This is a genomic window from Limnohabitans sp., from assembly GCF_017848645.1.
Classification (GTDB): Bacteria; Pseudomonadota; Gammaproteobacteria; order Burkholderiales; family Burkholderiaceae_C; genus Limnohabitans_A.
Genome location: NZ_JAFEIF010000064.1, coordinates 1 through 14,637, shown reverse-complemented (window position 1 = coordinate 14,637; position 14,637 = coordinate 1). Strand labels below are relative to the sequence as shown.

General features: G+C 60.0%; 15 protein-coding genes and 1 tRNA gene. 7 read left to right on the top strand and 9 right to left on the bottom strand.

Features of this window, described 5'->3' with window-relative positions; genetic code table 11:
* Positions 1-15 precede the first annotated feature (15 nt).
* From QZ190_RS13875 to greB, 3 genes are all read left to right on the top strand, one after another.
* Positions 16-1,533 carry an ABC transporter substrate-binding protein gene (locus QZ190_RS13875; protein WP_291917292.1) on the top strand — a complete coding sequence of 506 codons (1,518 nt, stop codon included), beginning with the start codon at positions 16-18 and terminating at the stop codon, positions 1,531-1,533.
* A 55-nt stretch (positions 1,534-1,588) separates the two neighbouring features.
* A tRNA-Arg gene (locus QZ190_RS13870) sits at positions 1,589-1,665 on the top strand.
* Between the two features lie 119 nt (positions 1,666-1,784).
* Entirely contained in the window at positions 1,785-2,339 is a 555-nt protein-coding gene (gene greB / locus QZ190_RS13865; RefSeq protein ID WP_291917290.1) for a transcription elongation factor GreB, read from the top strand.
* A 38-nt stretch (positions 2,340-2,377) separates the two neighbouring features.
* On the opposite strand, the gene QZ190_RS13860 is transcribed toward greB, so the two are convergent.
* The 4 genes from QZ190_RS13860 to QZ190_RS13845 all read right to left on the bottom strand — a co-directional run bounded on the left by QZ190_RS13860 (position 2,378) and on the right by QZ190_RS13845 (position 6,540).
* The gene (locus tag QZ190_RS13860) at positions 2,378-4,648 is read right to left on the bottom strand and encodes a bifunctional (p)ppGpp synthetase/guanosine-3',5'-bis(diphosphate) 3'-pyrophosphohydrolase (RefSeq protein WP_291917289.1); all 2,271 of its coding nucleotides are present in this window, start codon (positions 4,646-4,648) and stop codon (positions 2,378-2,380) included.
* 110 nt (positions 4,649-4,758) lie between these two features.
* Positions 4,759-4,959 carry a DNA-directed RNA polymerase subunit omega gene (rpoZ, locus tag QZ190_RS13855; protein ID WP_062402588.1) on the bottom strand — a complete coding sequence of 67 codons (201 nt, stop codon included), beginning with the start codon at positions 4,957-4,959 and terminating at the stop codon, positions 4,759-4,761.
* A gap of 31 nt (positions 4,960-4,990) precedes the next feature.
* Positions 4,991-5,611, bottom strand: a complete 621-nt coding sequence (gmk, locus tag QZ190_RS13850; protein ID WP_291917284.1) for a guanylate kinase — start codon at positions 5,609-5,611, stop codon at positions 4,991-4,993.
* 11 nt (positions 5,612-5,622) lie between these two features.
* Positions 5,623-6,540, bottom strand: a complete 918-nt coding sequence (locus QZ190_RS13845) for a YicC/YloC family endoribonuclease (protein ID WP_291917282.1) — start codon at positions 6,538-6,540, stop codon at positions 5,623-5,625.
* A gap of 161 nt (positions 6,541-6,701) precedes the next feature.
* On the opposite strand from QZ190_RS13845, the gene rph reads away from it, so the two are divergent.
* Genes rph through hemW form a run of 3 tightly spaced genes read left to right on the top strand, consistent with a single transcriptional unit; the run spans position 6,702 to position 9,306 of the window.
* Positions 6,702-7,460, top strand: coding sequence for a ribonuclease PH (rph, locus tag QZ190_RS13840; protein WP_291917280.1), 759 nt, complete (start codon positions 6,702-6,704; stop codon positions 7,458-7,460).
* Positions 7,461-7,472: 12 nt separating this feature from the next.
* A complete protein-coding gene (rdgB, locus tag QZ190_RS13835; RefSeq protein ID WP_291917278.1) occupies positions 7,473-8,087 on the top strand; it encodes an RdgB/HAM1 family non-canonical purine NTP pyrophosphatase in 615 nt (204 codons plus the stop codon).
* 7 nt (positions 8,088-8,094) lie between these two features.
* Positions 8,095-9,306, top strand: coding sequence for a radical SAM family heme chaperone HemW (gene hemW, locus QZ190_RS13830; protein WP_291917276.1), 1,212 nt, complete (start codon positions 8,095-8,097; stop codon positions 9,304-9,306).
* Positions 9,307-9,334: 28 nt separating this feature from the next.
* Here hemW and QZ190_RS13825 read toward each other — a convergent pair whose 3' ends face one another.
* From QZ190_RS13825 to QZ190_RS13810, 4 genes are all read right to left on the bottom strand, one after another.
* Positions 9,335-9,892: a hypothetical protein gene (locus QZ190_RS13825; protein WP_291917274.1), complete on the bottom strand. Its 558-nt coding sequence runs from the start codon at positions 9,890-9,892 to the stop codon at positions 9,335-9,337.
* Positions 9,889-10,257, bottom strand: a complete 369-nt coding sequence (locus tag QZ190_RS13820; protein ID WP_291917272.1) for a hypothetical protein — start codon at positions 10,255-10,257, stop codon at positions 9,889-9,891. Before QZ190_RS13820 ends, QZ190_RS13825 begins: the two co-directional genes overlap by 4 nt.
* 68 nt (positions 10,258-10,325) lie before the next feature.
* The gene (locus tag QZ190_RS13815) at positions 10,326-11,303 is read right to left on the bottom strand and encodes a tripartite tricarboxylate transporter substrate binding protein (RefSeq protein WP_291917270.1); all 978 of its coding nucleotides are present in this window, start codon (positions 11,301-11,303) and stop codon (positions 10,326-10,328) included.
* 70 nt (positions 11,304-11,373) lie between these two features.
* A complete protein-coding gene (locus tag QZ190_RS13810) occupies positions 11,374-12,699 on the bottom strand; it encodes a glutamate carboxypeptidase (RefSeq protein ID WP_291917268.1) in 1,326 nt (441 codons plus the stop codon).
* 171 nt (positions 12,700-12,870) lie between these two features.
* Here QZ190_RS13810 and QZ190_RS13805 point away from each other — a divergent pair, with 171 nt between their 5' ends.
* Positions 12,871-13,836: a Gfo/Idh/MocA family oxidoreductase gene (locus tag QZ190_RS13805; protein ID WP_291917266.1), complete on the top strand. Its 966-nt coding sequence runs from the start codon at positions 12,871-12,873 to the stop codon at positions 13,834-13,836.
* Between the two features lie 359 nt (positions 13,837-14,195).
* Here QZ190_RS13805 and QZ190_RS13800 read toward each other — a convergent pair whose 3' ends face one another.
* Positions 14,196-14,471 carry a hypothetical protein gene (locus QZ190_RS13800; protein WP_291917264.1) on the bottom strand — a complete coding sequence of 92 codons (276 nt, stop codon included), beginning with the start codon at positions 14,469-14,471 and terminating at the stop codon, positions 14,196-14,198.
* Positions 14,472-14,637: the final 166 nt, after the last annotated feature.

Below are 14,637 nucleotides of genomic sequence, written 5' to 3'. Positions count from 1 at the left end.
TAACAGGAGACCCCCATGAAAAATAGTTCTTGCCTGACCCGTCGCACCCTCGCTTTGAGCTCGGCGGCCGTGTTGGTCGCCAGCTTGGTGGCTGCGCCTTTGCAGGCGCAAGCCCAGTCGCGCAAAGACACCGTCACGCTCGGCATGATCCTGGAGCCCACCAGCCTGGACCCGACCATGGCCCCAGCTGCCGCCATCGGCGAAGTGGTGCACTACAACATCTTGGAGGGCCTGACCAAAATCAACGTCGATGGCTCAATTACCCCTTTGCTGGCCGAGAGCTGGAAAATGGACGCTGACGGCAAGGCTTACACCTTCAAATTGCGCAAGGGTGTGAAGTTTTCTGATGGTGCGCCATTCGACTCTGCCGCTGTCAAGTTCAGCTTCGAGCGGGCCAAAGACGCCAAGAGCACCAACAAGGCCAAGGGCGCGGTGTTCAACAACATCACCCACATCTCCACACCCGATGCACACACCGTGGTGCTGGTGCTGACCAACCCGGACGGCAACTTTTTGTTCCGCATGGGCGAGAACACGGCTGTGATCCTGCACCCGGACAGCGCGGCCAGCGCCGCCACCAAGCCTGTGGGCACAGGCCCCTACAAACTCGACAATTGGGCTAAAGGCACGGCGGTGACTTTGTCCAAGTGGGATGGCTTTCGCGATGCCAACGCCATCAAGGTGAAGAAGGTCACTTTCCGCTTTATCAACGATTCGGCCGCCCAAGTGGCCGCCTTGCTGGCTGGCGATATTGACGGCATGCCCCGTTTCCAGTCGCCGCAAAGCCTGCAGCAGTTCCAGAAAGACAAGCGCTTTGTGGTCGAGTTGGGCAGCACGGCCGGCAAGGGCATCATGACCATCAACAACCGCAAAAAGCCGTTTGACGATGTGCGCGTGCGCCGTGCCCTGTCGCACGCGGTCGACAAGAAAGCTTTCATCGACGGTGTGTTTGAAGGCTTGGCCAAACCTATTGGCAGCCACATGGCCCCCACCGATGCGGGCTATGTCGAGTTGAGCAACACCTATGCCTACGACCCCGAAAAAGCCAAGGCCCTGCTCAAGGAAGCCGGGGTGCAAACCCCACTGAACGTGACCTTGACTTTGCCCCCTCCGCCCTATGCCCGCAAGGGCGGCGAGATTTTGGCCGCGCAGCTGGCCAAGGTAGGCATCGTGGCCAAAATCGAAAACGTGGAATGGGCGCAGTGGCTGGGCGGCACCTTCAAGGGCAACTTTGATCTGACGGTGATCAACCACGTCGAACCTTTGGACTACATGACTTACGCCAACCCCCAGTATTACTGGGGTTACGACAGCAAGGCTTTCCGTGACTTGGCGGCCAAACACGCGGCCACCACAGGTGCCAAAGAACGCACCCAGCTGTTTGGTGACATGCAGCGCATGATCGCCAAAGATGCGGTCAACGTGTTCCTGTTCAACGCCACCAACACAGCGGTTTACCGCAAAGGCCTCAAAGGCCTGTGGTCGAGCTCTCCGATTTTTGCAAACGACATGTCGGCCGTGTCTTGGCAATAAATTGATGGGCAGCCCGAAAGTGCCCTCAAAAGCTTGCTATAATTCGAAGCATGATGCGGCTGTAGCTCAGCTGGATAGAGTACTTGGCTACGAACCAAGGGGTCGTGGGTTCGATTCCTGCCAGCCGCACCAAAAATTAGAAAGCCCACAACGAAAGTTGTGGGCTTTTTCTATTTGCGCACGCCAAAACATGGGTCCCCAAAGCATGGCCCTTTCTGGCGTTCCGTATTTTTGCCCTTGAACACCTGAACATGAGCAAAGCCTTCACCAAAGAGTCCGACGGTGACGATGACGAAGAGCTGGGTTTGCCGGCTTTGCCGGCGGGTGCGCGCAACTACATGACGCCAGGCGGCTACGCCCGGCTGCGGGCCGAGCTGTTCAGCCTGATCGACGACGAGCGGCCCAAAGTGGTCGAGATCGTGCATTGGGCGGCCAGCAACGGTGACCGCTCAGAAAACGGCGATTACCTTTATGGCAAAAAACGTTTGCGCGAGATCGACCGCCGTATCCGCTTTTTGACCAAGCGGCTGGAGATGGCGGAAGTGGTGGACCCTGTGGTGCACCACGGCAGCGACCAGGTGTTCTTTGGGGCCACGGTCACCTACGCTGAGGCCTTAGGCACCGAGCGCACGGTCACCATTTTGGGCATCGACGAGGCCGACAGTTTGCAAGGCCAGGTCAGTTGGGTCTCGCCGATTGCACGCACCTTGCTCAAGTCACGCGAAGGCGATGAGCTCAAGCTGCTCACGCCTGCAGGCGTGATCGACATCGAGGTGCTGAAGGTGAGCTACCCGGCTGCACTCTGATCGGTCTTGAAGCCGTTCGGGCGCAAGCCGCGCTGAGATCAGCCTGGCAAATGGCCTTTGTTGGTTTGGCGCTCGGCCTTGATGACCGAGGGGGTGCGTTTGAGGTGGCGCAGCACCTGCTCCAGGTGGGCCGCATCGCGCACGGCCACCACGAACTTCAACTCGGCCGTGTCCTGGGGGGTCTCTTGCCCCATGTCCACGTGAACGATGTCGGTTTCACCACTGGCCAAAGCGCCCGCCACTCGGGCCAGCACGCCTTTGCCGTTGACCACTGTGACGGTGATGGCGGTCTCGAAGCTGCGGCTCAATTCGTCCGACCACTCCACGCCAATGAAGCGTTCACTGTCTTTGTGCTCCAGCTTGCGGGCGGTGGCGCAATCGCGTGTGTGCACGGCCAGGCCTTCGCCGCGGCCCAAGTAGCCCACGATGTCGTCACCGGGCAGGGGGCGGCAGCAACGTGAATACACCACCGATGCGTTTTCGCTGCCGTCCAGGGTGATGGCGCCTTGCGAGATGGACTCGTGCGCCGTAAAGCGTTCACGGGTCATCAGCAGCGCATCGGGTTTTTGGCCCAACTCGGACAGCAGCGCCGTCAAACGCTTGGCCACGATGGTGGCGATGCGTTTGCCCAAGCCAATGTCCATCAGCAAATCGGCTTGATTGCGGTTGCCTGTGAAGCGCAGCAATTTCTCCCACAGCGCATGGTGCGCCTCGTCGTTGGCGGGCAGCTGGTCGATGCCTTCGGCACGCAAAGCCTGCGCCAACAGTTTTTCGCCCAGGCCTACCGACTCGGTTTGCGCCATGGTCTTGAGGTGGTGGCGGATCTTGGAGCGGGCGCGTCCGGTGCGCACAAAGCCCAACCAAGCTGGGTTGGGGGCCGACACGGGCGCGGTGATCACCTCAACCACGTCGCCATTTTTGAGTTCGGTGCGCAGCGGCACCTGGTCGCCATTGATGCGGGCGGCCATCGCGCGGTCGCCCACACGGCTGTGGATGGCGTAAGCAAAGTCCACCACGGTGGCACCCCGTGGCAAGGCCATGATCTGGCTCTTGGGGGTGAAGACATACACCGCATCGGGGAACAGGTCGACCTTGACGTGGTCCCAAAATTCGGCCGCGTCGCGTGTTTCGGTCTGGATGTCGAGCAGCGATTGCAGCCATTGCGTGCCCAGGCGCTCAGACTGGGCGCTGGCCGACTCGTGTTCCTTATAGAGCCAGTGCGCGGCCACGCCCGATTCGGCCACCAGGTGCATGGGCTCGGTGCGCATCTGGAATTCCACGTTCACGCCAGATGGCCCCACCAGTGTGGTGTGCAGCGACTGGTAACCGTTGACCTTGGCAATGGCGATGTGGTCCTTGAACTTGCCCGGCACGGGCTTGTAGATTTGGTGCAACAAACCCAAAGCGGTGTAACAGTCGATGACCGTGGGCACGATGACCCGAAAACCGTAAATGTCGGTCACCTGCGCAAAGCTCAGGTGTTTCTCGTCCATCTTTTTGTAGATGGAGTAAAGGGTTTTTTCGCGGCCGCTGATGCGCACATCCATGTGGGCCTGGGCAAACACGGCCTCCACATCGGCTTGAACTTTCTGGATCAGGTCGCGGCGGCGGTTGCGTGCACGCGAGACGGCCTTGGACAGCACCGCGTAGCGCCAGGGCAGCAGGTGTTTGAAAGACAGGTCTTGCAGTTCGCGGTAAATCTGGTTCAGGCCCAGGCGGTGGGCGATCGGGGCGTAGATTTCCAGGGTTTCGGAGGCGATGCGGCCCCACTTGCTGCGCGGCATGTCGGACATGGTGCGCATGTTGTGGGTGCGGTCGGCCAGCTTGATGAGGATGACACGCACATCACGGGCCATGGCCAGCAGCATCTTGCGAAAGGACTCGGCCTGGTTTTCTTCGCGGGTGTTGAATTCGAGCTTGTCCAGCTTGGTCAAGCCATCGACCAGTTCGGCCACGGATGAGCCAAAACGCTCGATCAATTCGACCTTGGTGATGCCGCAGTCTTCCATGGCGTCGTGCAGCAAGGCGGCAGCCAGTGCCTGGGCGTCGAGCTTCCATTCGGTGCACAAACCAGCCACCGCGATCGGGTGGGTGATGTAGGGTTCGCCGCTTTTGCGCATTTGGCCCAGGTGGGCTTCGTCGGCGTATTTGTAGGCCCGCCGCACCATGTCGGTGTCGGTGTCGCTCAGGTAGCCCAGTTGCGCCTCCAGCACGGCAAAGCTGGCGGCTGCCGCATTGGCAGCCGCCGGGTCAGGCGCTTTGGGGCGACTGGAGCCAGCTTTGGGGGTTTTGGGAAGGACGGAGCTCATGGCATCAATGTAACGTAAGCTTTGGCAAGCTTGAAAAAAGCCAAAAAAAAGCCCCATAAAGGGGCGTTTTCAGGTCTGGCGGCGGCCAGGCCGGGCCAGGTGGCTGTGTTTCAGGACACGCGCTTGAGCATCTCGATGCCCACTTTGCCTGCAGCAATTTCGCGCAAGGCGGTCACGCCGGGCTTGTTTTTGCTCTCGATGCGGGGGGTGTGGCCCTGGCTCAGCATGCGGGCGCGGTATGTGGCGGCCAAAACCAGCTGAAAGCGGTTGGGGATCTGTTCCAGGCAATCTTCAACAGTGATGCGGGCCATGAGTTTTCCTTGAAAATGTCTGTGCGGGGAGTCAAGCCATCTTGAGGGCTTGAAATGTGTCAGGCCGGGCACGGCGCTGAACGTGGTACTTGAGACGCTGAGCGTGAACAACCGCTTTCAGGTCAAACAAAGCACGGTCAAATACTTCATTGATTATAACGAAGTCGAATTCTGGGGCCTGGGCCATCTCGATGGCCGCGTTTTGCAGGCGCAGCTCGATGATGTCGGGTGCATCCTCGCCCCGGCGCTCCAGGCGCGAGCGCAACTCTTCCCAGCTGGGCGGCAAGATGAAAATGAGTACCGCATTGGCGTACATCTTCTTGATCTGCAAGGCGCCCTGGTAGTCGATTTCCAAAATCACATCGGCCCCTTGGGCCATGCGGTCTTCGATCATTTTTTTCGACGTGCCGTAGCGCTGGCCGTGTACATGGGCCCACTCGACAAAGGCGTCGCCCAGCACCATGGCGTCAAACTCTTGCGCTGAGGCAAAAAAGTATTCGCGGCCATGTTTTTCCTGGCCCCGGGGGGCACGGGTGGTGTGCGAGACGGTGGGCTGCACGCGAGCGTCCAGCTCCATCAAGGCCTTGACCAGGCTGGATTTGCCGGCCCCGCTGGGGGCGGCCACGACAAACAGGTTTCCGGGGTAATCCATGCTGGGCTTCTTTATTCGATGTTCTGGACTTGTTCGCGCATTTGCTCAATCAGCACCTTCATGTCCACCGAGATGCGGGTCATCTCGAGCACGGCCGACTTGGAGCCCAAGGTGTTGGCTTCGCGGTGCAGCTCCTGGATCAGGAAGTCCAGGCGCTTGCCAATGTCGCCGCCCTTGGTGAGCAGGCGCGAGAGTTCGTCCAGGTGCGAGCGCAGGCGGGTGAGTTCCTCGGCCACGTCGATACGTATGGCAAACGCGGTGGCTTCGGTCAGCGCCCGGTCTTGCGCGGCTTCGGGCAAGTGGCTGCCGTCGGCCAGAGCCATGGCGTCTTTCCAGCGCTCCAAAAAGCGTTGGCGCTGTTGCTCGACCAGTTGCGGCACCAGCGGCACGGCCTGTTCCGCCAAGCCGCGCAGCTGCTCAATGTGGCTTTGCAGCATCTCGGTCAGGCGGGCACCTTCGCGGGCGCGGGCTTCGCGCAGGGCTTCCACCGCTTGGGTGGCCAGTTGCATCCAGGCCGCTTCGTCGGGCGCGGCCTGGCCCGAGTGGCCCGCCGTCATGCGCAGCACGTCGGCCACGCTCAAGGGTCGGGCTTCGGGCAGCCAATCCTGAATTTTGTCTTGCAGGGCCGCGATTTTTTGCAGGGCTTGGTGGTTGGGGGCTTGCAGGGTGGCACCATCGCCCGCATCCTGGCTGGCCCGCACTTCGACTTTGCCGCGTTTGATCTGGCGCGTGATCAGCTCGCGCAGACCCGGTTCGAGCTGGCGCAGCTCTTCAGGCAGGCGAAAACTCAGGTCCAAAAAGCGGCTGTTGACCGAGCGGATTTCCAGGCCCAACCGGGCTGTGGCGGCCGGGCTGGCAGGGACTTCGCCGTCTGCGGCCAGCGGGCTGTGCTGCACGCTGGCGTATCCGGTCATACTGTAAACTGGCATCGATCAAGTTCCTTGTGACAGCGCCTGGCCCCATTGGCCATGACACGCTGCAAATGCCCGGCCTGACGGCTTGGCATGAAACGAGGCATTATCTCAAACTCTCAGGCCCGCCCCGTCTGCACTTGAATGGGCAGGGCCGTCACCACCCTTTTTGCGCCACCATGAACACCCCTGTTTCTCACGTCCGAACCGGTCGCACTACCGACGCCCTGCGCCCTGTGCGCATCACCCGCGGTTACACCGTGCACGCCGAAGGCTCGGTGCTCATTGAGTTTGGTCAGACCCGCGTGCTGTGCACCGCTTCGGTCGAAGAAAAGGTGCCGGGCCACAAAAAAGGCAGCGGCGAGGGTTGGGTCACGGCCGAATACGGCATGCTGCCCCGCGCCACCCACACCCGGGGCGACCGCGAAGCCGCACGCGGCAAGCAAAGCGGCCGCACACAAGAAATCCAGCGTTTGATTGGCCGCTCGCTGCGGGCCGTGTTTGATCTGAAAAAACTGGGCGAGCGCACCATCCACCTCGACTGCGATGTGCTGCAGGCCGACGGCGGCACCCGCACCGCCAGCATCACGGGCGCTTTTGTGGCGGCGCAAGACGCCGTGAACTGGTTGATGAAGACCGGCAAACTCAGCGAGTCGCCCATCATCGACCGCGTGGCCGCGATCTCGGTGGGCCTTAAAAACGGCACCGCCTTGCTGGACTTGGATTACCCCGAAGACTCGGCCTGCGACACCGACATGAACGTGGTCATGACCGGCGCGGGCAACTTTGTAGAAGTGCAGGGCACGGCCGAGGGTGTGGCCTTTACCCGTGCCGAGATGGACCGCATGTTGGCCCTGGCCGAAAAAGGCATTGCGCAGCTGGTGCAGCTGCAAAAGCAGGCGCACGACGCCCCCCACACCTTGACTTTCAGCGCCTGACACCGCCCGTTCATGAAAATCGTTCTGGCCTCCAACAACGCGGGCAAACTGGCCGAGTTGCAAACCCTGTTTGCGCCGCTGGGCATGACGCTGGTGCGCCAGTCCGAGCTGAACATCCCTGAGGCGGCAGAGCCCTTCAAGACATTCGTTGAAAACGCTTTGGCTAAAGCGCGCCACGCTGCGCAGCTGAGCGGCTTGCCCGCCCTGGCCGACGACGCGGGTTTGTGCGTGGACGCCTTTGGCGGCCAGCCGGGTGTGGACACGGCTTACTACGCCACCCGCTTCGGCTATCCCAAGGGGGACGACACCAATGTAAGCGCCTTGCTGGAACAAATGCAGGGCATCACCAACCGCCGTGCCGCCATGGTCAGCACCTTGGTGGCGCTGCGCAGCGCCGATGACCCGGAGCCGCTGATTGCGGTGGGCCGGGTTGTGGTGCAGATCACCCCTGAGCGCCGGGGCAGCAACGGCTTTGGTTTCGATCCGGTCATGTTTTTGCCTGAGTTCGGAAAGACCTTTGCCGAGCTGCCGCCTGAGGTCAAAAACGCCCACAGCCACCGGGGCCGCGCCGCACAAGCCATGCTGGCGCTGATGCGCGAGCGCTGGCTCGATGGTTCTGCCGCGTGAGCCAGCCATGAGCGACACGATGGATCTGGTGCACGCCATGCGCCCAGGCGTGTTGCAGCTGAGCAGCCTGCCGCCCTTGTCGCTGTATGTGCACCTGCCCTGGTGCATCAAGAAGTGCCCGTATTGCGATTTCAATTCGCACGAATTCCGCGAAGGCGCCGACCCGGTATCGACGCAAGACGCCTACATCAACGCACTGTTCGCCGACCTGGAAGCCAGCTTGCCGCTGATCTGGGGCCGCAGCATCCAGACCGTGTTTTTGGGTGGTGGCACGCCCAGCCTGTTTTCGCCCGAAGCGATTGACCGATTGGTGGGTGGCATCCGTGCCCGCGTGCGCTTGGCGCCTGACGCCGAAATCACCATGGAAGCCAACCCCGGCACCTTCGAGAAAGACCGCTTCAAGGCCTTCCGCCAAGCGGGCATCACCCGTTTGTCGATTGGCGTGCAAAGTTTTGACAATGCGCACCTGAAAGCCTTGGGCCGTGTGCACAACCGCGACCAGGCCTTGGCCGCAGTGACCGAAGCGGCGCAAGTGTTCGACACCTTCAACCTGGACCTGATGTATGCCTTGCCGGGCCAGACGATCGAGGGTTTGACGCAAGACATCCAGACCGCGCTGGCCTTTGCGCCGCCGCACATCTCGATCTACCACCTCACGATCGAGCCCAATACGGTGTTCGCCAAGTTCCCGCCCGCCTTGCCCGAGGACGATTTGGCGTACGACATGATGGACCGCATCACCGAGCTGACGGCCTTGGCGGGCTTGGAAAGGTACGAAGTGTCGGCCTACGCCAAGCCGGGGCACCCCTGCGCGCACAACCTGAACTACTGGCAGTTTGGCGACTACTTGGGCATTGGTGCCGGGGCGCACAGCAAGCTCAGTTTTGCACACCGCGTGCTGCGGCAAGTGCGTTACCGTGAACCCGCGCTGTACATGCAGCAGGCCATGCAGGGCGAGCCCGTCACGCAAAGCACCGAGGTCTCGCGCCAGGACTTGCCCTTTGAGTTCATGCTCAACGCACTGCGTTTGCGCGGTGGTTTTGATTTGGCCGATTACGTGGACCGCACGGGCCTGGCCATGACCAGCATCCAGAAAGGTCTGGCGGATGCTGAAAAACTGGGCTTGATCGGGCGAGACCTGCACCGGGTTTGGCCGACAGACAGGGGTTTTGATTTTTTAAGTGATTTGCAGGCGCTTTTTTTGGCTGAAGGCAAGTGAGGCGCACGGGCCGATAGATGGGGGGGCGTCAGGCTTTGCGTCGCACCCGGTCGAGCACAAACTTGAAGCCGTAGAGCATCAACAAGGCCCCCAAGGCGTTGCCCACAAACATGGGCCAGATGTCCACCCAAATATTCAGGTGCGGCCGCTCCAGCAGCAACCACACCAGCTGGTGCGTCAAAGCGCTGGCTGCTGCAAAAATCAAGGTCATGTTCAGCAGCTGCAGCACATTCAGCGATTGCAGATGGGGACTCAGCCACTGACGGTAGGTCAGGTATTTCAACACCAGCCAAGGTGTCAAGCCCCCCACCACGCCGTTCAAAAACGCCAGTGTGGCACCGCTTTGCGTGAACAGTTCCCGGTCGATGAACCAGCTGCCCAGCATCAATCCCAGGGCACCCGGCAAGCCCATGACCAGCACCAAAATCACCCGAAAGCCTGCTGGCAAAAACACCCAGCTGATGCCTTCGCTGTACTCGAAAATGGAAAAGGCCCACTTGTTGAGTTGAAAGAATCCCACAAACAAAACAGCGCTGATGAGTGTCAGCGCTGTTTTTTCAAAGCCATTTCGTACGGAGGTGCTCATGCGGTCGGGCTTTGGTGAGCCTGCTGCATGGATTGGCCCAGATGCTGGAAGTAGTCCAGCGTGCGCTGGGTGGGGATCAGGAATTTGGCGCGTCGGTCACCTTCCTGGTTCAAAGTGCTGAGCATGTCTTTTTCGCGCAGGCGCGTGATGCGCTTGTGCAAGGTGGCGGGCGAGCCCAGTTGAGCCAAACCAATGGCCTCGCGCACGGTCATGGGCTCGTTTTCGTACCAGCGCAACACCACCGATTGCAGCAAAGCCGACTCGTTGGCGTCCATTTCCTGGCCGTCGGGCAAGGCTTGGACCACCTTGGCCAACTGCAAAAATCGCAGATAAGCTGAAGCAAAAGGGCTTTGGTTTTTTTCCATAGTGACGATTTTATCGAATTATTGGAATGACATAAGCCCGGGTCATTTGTGGTGTTTGCCAATGCGCTTTACTGGCTCACTATTTTTCGTTCCCGAATGATGCGGCCCCAAGTGGCGGTTTCCTTGGCCATGTAACGGGCCAGATCCTCACGCGAGCCAGGCATGGGCACCAGGCCGTGCTTGTTCAACTGCTCCACCACATCGGGGGCCGACAAAACTTTGACCAACTCCACGTTCCAGCGGTCCAGAATGGGGGCGGGAACCTTGGAGGAGGCGACAAAGGCATACCAGTTGGTGGCGCTGAAGCCTGGGTAGCCCGACTCGGCGATGGTCGGAACCTGGGGCAAGCCCCCCAAACGCTGAGTGCCGGTGCTGGCCAGAGGAATCACTTTGCCTGCCTCGATGTGAGGCGCTGCCGTGGCAAAAGTGGCATACCAAGCGGCCACGCGACCACCCAGCAAGTCCTGCAGGGCCGCTGCACCGCCTTTGTAGGGCACATGCAGCGTGTCGATTTTGGCCATGTCGTTGAGCAACTCCCCGGCCAGGTGCGAGGCAGAGCCAGGGCCGGTGGATGCGAAATCGAGCTTGCCGGGGTCTTTTTTGGCGGCGGCGATGAACTCGGCGAACGTCTTGATGCCCGTGCCAGGGTGCACCACCAGCACGTTGGGAAAATTCACGGCCATGGTCAGTGGGGCCAGGTCTTTCACCGGGTCGTAGGGCAGCTTCATCATGTTGGGGGCAATGCTGAGCGGGCCGACCGAGCCGAACAGGAGCACACTGCCGTCCGCGAGGCCTGTGGCCGTGTATTGGTGGGCAATGTTGCCGCCGGCACCGGCTTTGTTTTCAACCGTGACGGCAACCCCCAGGTTCTCACCCAGTTTTTTGGCGATGATGCGGGCACCCGTGTCGGCTGCCCCGCCGGGTACAAAACCCACGACCATGCTGATGGTTTTTTTGGGTGGGAAGTCCTGCGCGGAAGCTTCAGACAGAGGCGCCAGCAGGCTGGCGAGGGCCCACAAAGCAGAAAAGATCAAATGACGTGGCATGGTGTTTATTCCCATCAAAAAGTCGGTGTGGAGGGCTCGGGGCCTTACGGATTCAACATTCGGGTGCTTTTTACCATTTGACTTTGCCACTGCCCACATCCATCACCATGCGTGTGGACAAATACAGCCGTGGCGCGATCGAGTCGATGAAAATGTACTCGTCGTCGTTCGAGTGGGCTCCAAAGCCGCGCAGTCCAAAACTCTCCAGAACACCCCCTTTGGGGCGCAGCCCGGCAAACGCGGCATCTGTGCCTCCTCCTGTGGCACGTTCTTGAACCAACAGGCTTTGGCCGATTTCCTGAAAAATGCCCAAGGCATGCTGAGCCATGACTCGAGAAGCTTGAGTGGCTTCAAAGGCCGGGCGGCTTCTGTAAAAACTCAAATCAATTTGGGTGTCTGGGATCAACTTGTCCTTGACGGCTTCTTTCAGGCTGGCCTCCATCAAATCCAGGTCCTTGTTGGACAGCGATCGCACATCGGCAATGGCGCTGGCTGAAGCTGGAATCACATTGCGGACATCGCCACCTCGGGCCACGGTCCAGTTGATTTTGAGCCCCTTGGCAGGGTCGCCAAAGTTGCGGGTCTTCAGCATTTGGTGCGCCAATTCGTAGACCGCATTGCGCCCGCCTTCGGGGTTGGCGCCGGCATGAGAAGCTTTTCCGGTGACTTTCATCTCCACAATGGCAATGCTGCTGGTGGCCAGGCGAACCATGTCTTTGTCGACACCGCCGCCTTCAAATGACATCACCGCATCGTATTCCTCACCCAACCGAACCAGCAAGGCGCTGGAGCCCGCAGAGCCGACTTCTTCGTCACCGTTGATGGCCACAGCGAGTTCGGCGTAATCGTCAAAACCCAAATCCTGCAGCATCTGGACGGTGTGCAAAATCAAGGCCACGCCCCCTTTGTCGTCAGAAATGGCCAAGCCATAAGCCCGGTTGCCATCGATGCGGAAAGGTTGTTTGGCCACCATGCCCTTCAAATAGACAGTGTCCATGTGCGCGATCAACAGGACTTTCTTTTGGCCCTTGCCTTTTTTGGTCCCCATCACCACCGAACCCAGCTTGGCACCTTTGAGCTGAGGGTGGAAGTCCGGGGCCTGCGTGGGAATGGTCTTGACCTCCATGCCCAATTGCTGCAATCGCTGCCCAATCAACTGGCTGATTTTTTCAAGACCTTCCAGATCCCGGCTGCCCGACTCGATGGAGACCAAGGTTTTGAGGGTGTCCAGCAAGGCGGGCGTTTGAGACTGGGCCATCGTTTGAACACGGCTCTTGGCTGGGTCTGTTGGGTTCTGAGCCCAAGCTGGCATCAGTGCTGCAGCGCAGCAGCTGGCGGCCAACAGCAGCTGGGTCGCTTGACGGTTTGAACGGCGAACCCAATGCGAAAGCAACATGACGATCTCCTCTGTGATAAGTGAACAGGGTCATTTAACGTCTTTGGATGGCACCAGTCTGCACCATTCGCGACAGCAACAGCTCAAGCGTGCTTTCATTGAATGGGAGATTGCAAAGGCGACACGCATGTGCCGCAGCCTTGCTAAGCTTGCCACCCACAGGAGAATCACATGACACACAAAATGGCCATCATCGGGTTGGGCATCATGGGCCGGCGCATGCTGGAAAACGCTTTGCAGCATCCCGCCTTCGAAGTCTGCGGCGTTTGGGATCCATCGCCTGCATCCGTGAGCAAAACGCTGGAGATGGCTCCTGGTGTGACCGTTGCGCCCAACGCGCAGGCCGCCATGGCTGGGGCCGATGTGGTCTACCTGGCCTGCCCGCCTGGCCCGCGCAAAACCTACGCCTTGCAGGCCGCAGCGGCCGGGCAGGGCGTGTTCATGGAAAAACCTCTGGGTACCGACAACGCGCAAAGCCGGGATCTGGTTGCTCAACTGCGTCAAGCGCGTTTACCGGGCGTGGTCAACTTCACTCAGGCCGCGTCGCGCGGCTTTGAAGAGCTGAGCCGCGCCATCGTGGCGGGCGAAACGGGTGAGCTGTTGGGCATCGACATCGTGGTGAACTACCCCGCTTGGCCCCGCGCCTGGCAAAAAGACGCCGATTGGCTGCGCTTGCGCGAGGAGGGGGGCTACACCCGCGAAGTGATCTCGCATTTCCTGTTTTTGGCCGGACGCTTTTTGGGCCCGCTGACTTTGCAGCAGGCCTTGCCGCGCTACCCGCAAGACAGAGCACTGTGCGAGCTGGACATGCTGGCCCGCTTGACCACCGCCGACGGCAAACCCGTCACCGTCATGGCCACCACCGGAGGCCAGCAGCCCGACCGCCAAGAAGTCACGGTGCGCGGCAGCCGCACGAACCACCAGTTCAGGGAGTTTTACCAACTTTGGCGCTCAGACGGCGGCCCTTGGGTGGAGGCCTTGGACTGGCGCACCGAAGACCCGCGCACCAGCGCCCTGCAGCGTCAGTTGAGTGAAGTGGATTTGTGGTTGCGCGGCCAGCCGCACAAACTGGCCACAGCCGAAGAAGCCTTGGCAGTGCAGGAGTTGGTGGAAGCCATGCTGGTGGGCAAGCACTGAAAGGTTTGCCCCATGCAAAACGCCCCTGAAGAGGGGCGTTTTTTGTGGTGTCTTGGCGGAAGCGGTGTCCGTAGAACGTCCTTATTTCATGCGGGTTCCAGAGGTTCTTTTCTAAATTACCAACATCCTTACCAACATAAGCTGAAGCAGTGCCTTGGCCTGTGGATAACTTTGTTTCTGGGTGTGGATAACTGGATAACCCTTTTATGGGGGGCAGGTATTTTCTAAACGGGCGAGGTCGCAAATTCCCCACCCTCGACCATCTCAGCCAAAGGACCCGCGATTCAATGCACCAAGAACCCGCCTAACCGGGCGTTTGAGGCCATTTGTGGTGCGGTCTAGGGTCTTGGCTTCAGTGGTCATCGTGGCCTTGCTGGTGGTTCCATGCCAAAGGGTATCCCGGGCACGGCTTGCGGGATTCGTGGATCGTTCGACCCGCTGAAGCTGGCAGCATGGGCAAGGCGACCCCGGACAGTGCGTAGGTCGTTGACTGCCAGCGCCAGCGCCCCGGTTGTCTCATGGTGCTCGACCATCAGGCTTTGAATCTGGGTTTCGAGGTCAAGTAATCGGACAGTGATCGAAGCGGCGGTTCGTGGTGTGTTCTGGTCGGTGAACGTGCAATCGTGAAGTCTCATGGTGCGGTCCTGTGTTTATATACAAAATAGTTAATATAGATTCATGCGTTCCCAGATTCCCGGTTCCCTTAACAGGCTGCTGAAATACTCACGTCGTCAGAGGGGCCCTGTTGCCCCGCTTCACGATTTGCCCGATTTTCTTTTCGTATTTTGAAATTTCAGCCCC

Excerpts from the sequence above, each read along its gene's own strand:
- QZ190_RS13825 (WP_291917274.1), bottom strand. The coding sequence starts at position 9,892 with ATGAGCACCTCCGTACGAAATGGCTTTGAAAAAACAGCGCTGACACTC.
- QZ190_RS13845 (WP_291917282.1), bottom strand. The coding sequence starts at position 6,540 with ATGCCAGTTTACAGTATGACCGGATACGCCAGCGTGCAGCACAGCCCG.
- hemW (WP_291917276.1), top strand. The coding sequence starts at position 8,095 with ATGAGCGACACGATGGATCTGGTGCACGCCATGCGCCCAGGCGTGTTG.
- QZ190_RS13805 (WP_291917266.1), top strand. The coding sequence starts at position 12,871 with ATGACACACAAAATGGCCATCATCGGGTTGGGCATCATGGGCCGGCGC.
- rph (WP_291917280.1), top strand. The coding sequence starts at position 6,702 with ATGAACACCCCTGTTTCTCACGTCCGAACCGGTCGCACTACCGACGCC.
- QZ190_RS13815 (WP_291917270.1), bottom strand. The coding sequence starts at position 11,303 with ATGCCACGTCATTTGATCTTTTCTGCTTTGTGGGCCCTCGCCAGCCTG.
- QZ190_RS13860 (WP_291917289.1), bottom strand. The coding sequence starts at position 4,648 with ATGAGCTCCGTCCTTCCCAAAACCCCCAAAGCTGGCTCCAGTCGCCCC.
- rpoZ (WP_062402588.1), bottom strand. The coding sequence starts at position 4,959 with ATGGCCCGCATCACTGTTGAAGATTGCCTGGAACAGATCCCCAACCGC.
- QZ190_RS13820 (WP_291917272.1), bottom strand. The coding sequence starts at position 10,257 with ATGGAAAAAAACCAAAGCCCTTTTGCTTCAGCTTATCTGCGATTTTTG.
- rdgB (WP_291917278.1), top strand. The coding sequence starts at position 7,473 with ATGAAAATCGTTCTGGCCTCCAACAACGCGGGCAAACTGGCCGAGTTG.
- QZ190_RS13810 (WP_291917268.1), bottom strand. The coding sequence starts at position 12,699 with ATGTTGCTTTCGCATTGGGTTCGCCGTTCAAACCGTCAAGCGACCCAG.
- QZ190_RS13875 (WP_291917292.1), top strand. The coding sequence starts at position 16 with ATGAAAAATAGTTCTTGCCTGACCCGTCGCACCCTCGCTTTGAGCTCG.
- greB (WP_291917290.1), top strand. The coding sequence starts at position 1,785 with ATGAGCAAAGCCTTCACCAAAGAGTCCGACGGTGACGATGACGAAGAG.
- QZ190_RS13800 (WP_291917264.1), bottom strand. The coding sequence starts at position 14,471 with ATGAGACTTCACGATTGCACGTTCACCGACCAGAACACACCACGAACC.
- gmk (WP_291917284.1), bottom strand. The coding sequence starts at position 5,611 with ATGGATTACCCCGGAAACCTGTTTGTCGTGGCCGCCCCCAGCGGGGCC.